Origin of the sequence: Methanosphaera sp. (assembly GCF_016282985.1) — an archaeon.
GTDB lineage: Archaea > Methanobacteriota > Methanobacteria > Methanobacteriales > Methanobacteriaceae > Methanosphaera.
The window spans coordinates 1-3,027 of the sequence record NZ_JAEELZ010000099.1 but is presented as its reverse complement, the minus strand read 5'-3'; the positions used below and the strand labels follow the sequence as shown (position 1 = coordinate 3,027).

4 protein-coding genes are annotated in these 3,027 nt (G+C 26.8%); all 4 read right to left on the bottom strand.

Translation table 11 applies throughout. From position 1 onward, the window contains the following. A partial coding sequence (gene asnS, locus QZZ11_RS06210) for an asparagine--tRNA ligase (protein WP_292474518.1) occupies window positions 1–954 on the bottom strand: 954 nt, incomplete at its 3' end. Window positions 955–1,003: 49 nt separating this feature from the next. After that, window positions 1,004–1,348 carry a helix-turn-helix transcriptional regulator gene (locus QZZ11_RS06205; protein WP_292474517.1) on the bottom strand — a complete coding sequence of 115 codons (345 nt, stop codon included), beginning with the start codon at window positions 1,346–1,348 and terminating at the stop codon, window positions 1,004–1,006. A 22-nt stretch (window positions 1,349–1,370) separates the two neighbouring features. Continuing rightward, complete coding sequence (ssb, locus tag QZZ11_RS06200; RefSeq protein ID WP_292474516.1) at window positions 1,371–1,799, bottom strand: single-stranded DNA-binding protein; 429 nt, start codon at window positions 1,797–1,799, stop codon at window positions 1,371–1,373. Window positions 1,800–2,037: 238 nt separating this feature from the next. Then, a partial coding sequence (locus QZZ11_RS06195; protein WP_292474514.1) for an N-acetylmuramoyl-L-alanine amidase occupies window positions 2,038–3,027 on the bottom strand: 990 nt, incomplete at its 5' end.

Genomic DNA, 3,027 nt, shown 5'->3' with positions numbered 1-3,027 from the left:
TTTAACGTCTGCTTTTTTAAGAATTGAAATAACTTCTTCATGATCTATTCTTGTAAATTTACTAGTAATTAATTTCTTAAGTTTATTAATTAATCCTTTTTCTACAAACTTATCAAAGAATTCCATCTCAAGAGGTAAATTATCTAAAACGTATTTAACAACATATTTTAGCATGTCTTCCATAATATTCATATCTTGTTCTAAATCACAAAAAGCAATCTCTGGTTCAATCATCCAAAACTCAGAAGCATGCGTCTTAGTGTTAGAATTTTCTGCTCTAAACGTTGGCCCAAAAGTATATACTTTTTTATATGTAAGCGCATATGTTTCAGCCTGAAGCTGTCCACTAACTGTAAGTGAAGCTGGCTTTCCAAAAAAGTCTTTACTATAATCTACTTTACCACTTTGAGCTACTTTTTCTAAATCAAGAGTTGTAACTTGAAACATTTCGCCTGCTCCTTCACAATCACTTGCAGTAATAATTGGTGCATGAAAATATACATAACCATTTTCTTGAAAATATTTATGAATAGCATATGCTGCCACACTTCTAACTCTAAAAACCGCACTAAATAAATTAGTTCTAGGTCTCAAATAAGCTTGCTCACGTAAATACTCTCTTGTTGGTCTTCCTTTGGATTGTAATGGATAATCATCTGGACAATCACCTTCTAAAACGTAACTAATAAGTTTCATTTCAATTTCTTGACCAGCACCTTCAGATTTTACAATTTTACCAGTAACAGTAAGTGCACTTCCAATATGTAACTTTTGAATTTCATCAAACTCTTTTAACTTGTTATCATACACAATTTGTAAATTCTTTTGTCCAGTTCCATCATTAAAATCAATAAAGCCAAATTCTTTTTGCTTACGATGATTTCTAATCCAACCACTAACAGTAACTTTTTTATTTATATAACTACTATTAAATAAGTCTTTAACATCAATCATGTTCTCACTTCCTTAGAAAGTATTATATCATAAAAAGTGTCATAATATATCAATTTTTCTCTATATTCGAAAAAAATCTTTTTGGATTGGCTGCAATTAAATTATAAAGTTTTGGATGTCCTTTCAATTCATTAATAATATCAATATCATTTTTTGCAATTAAAGCAGTTTTTTCTTCACTTTCACAAATAACATCTAATTCTCTTCCAAGAAGATAGTCAGCTGAAATTTTAAAAACATTTAAAATTGTAATTAAAGTTTCCATACTAGGAATTCTTGTCCCATTTTCATATCCAGAAACTGAAACCTTAGTAACACCTAATAATTTTCCTAAATCTTCTTGACTCATATTATTATCTTTCCTCAGTTCTCTAAGTCTATACCCTAAAATCATAATAAAAATCCTTCCCTAAAATCTATTTATTTTTCTTTTTATTCTTACCTTCTATAACTTCTTGAGAACATTCATCACAAACTTCATCCAATTCTTCTGAAATTATATTATCTTCTTCCTTATCACCTGGCTTTGTAGTAGAAAGAAAAGTCACTTTATCAGCAATAACTTCCATTTTCTTATATTTAGTTCCATCTTCTTTTTCTACAATTCTAGATTGTAACCTTCCTCTAACACCAATAACATCACCTTTTTTACAATATTCAGCCGTATTTTCAGCAATTCCAGTCCATAAAGTACAATCTAAAAAATCTGTGTCATATTCACCATTTATATTCTTAAAAGCTCTACCAACAGCTAATGTTATAATTGAACCCTTATTTCCTGTTTCAGCTACAAAAAGTTCTGGTGTCTTCACTAATCTACCAACTAAAATAACTTGATTAAGCATTTTTACCTCCTTTCAAGTGCAATATAACATAACAAAAATTTATAAACAAACAGCAAAAATAAAGAAATGCTAACCAAGAAATACAAAAAATAAAAATTAAAAAAATAATAAATAATCAAAACAACAAAAATTTATAAAAATAACTTTTTTATAACTAGTTATTAAAAAAATAAGAAAATAAAAAAAATCAAAAAATAAATTTTGATTTTTAATAATTTAACACAAATTTTACATTTTACTACTTTACAAAAACAGTTTTAAAAGTATTAGCAATTGCATCAGTATACTTATCTAAATTATTGTTAATATTTTCAACATCAATTTTATTAGTTATATATCCCATTTCAATTAAGTATGTTTCACAACCTACATTACTATTATAATATGGATTTTCTCCAACGCTTTCATTTCGATTATCAACATATGCCCCTGTAACTATTCCACCAGTTTCCCTAATCATATAATAATAATTAGATTTAGTAGTTAAATCATATGGTTCCATTTTCTTTTGTTTGTATTCTTTTATAGAACTATTAATATCACTCTCTGTAAATGTTCTCGTATATACTCCATCAAAAACTCTATTAACCGGATTTTTAGAAATATTAGTTTTGGCATTTTCGGTAATATTTTTTACTAATTTCTTTGCAAAATCATAATTAATATTTTGAGCAGTATATATTTCTAGTCCATTTGCAGATGAATAATTACTACTATTTAAATGAAGTGAAAAAATATATTTAGCATTTACTTCATGTGGAATTACAGCTCTTCCATGTAATCCATAATTAGGTAATGTTTCATTTAAAGTTAATTGTTCTTTTTCTCTAGTTAATTTAACTTTAACCCCATATGCCTCCATTTTATCTTTTAAACTAAGAGCTGCTCTCATTGTAAAATCAGTTTCTTTGTAACCATTTTTACTAGCCCCACTATCCATTCCCCCATGTCCAGGATCAATTACAACATCAAAAATATTATCATCATTATTCTTATTTACAGTCATCATAAGTGTTGCATAATCATCATCAGAACTAATAACAATTTTGTTTCCTATATTACTAAATGTATAAAAAGATGTTTCTTTATATTCTGAATTATTTTTTAAAACATAATATTTATAAGTGTCGTCTCTCTTTTCATCATCATTAGTACTACGCAAAAACATAAAATATTTACCAACAGGAATATCATCTAATAAAATTCCTTCATTAACATTGTCATTTAA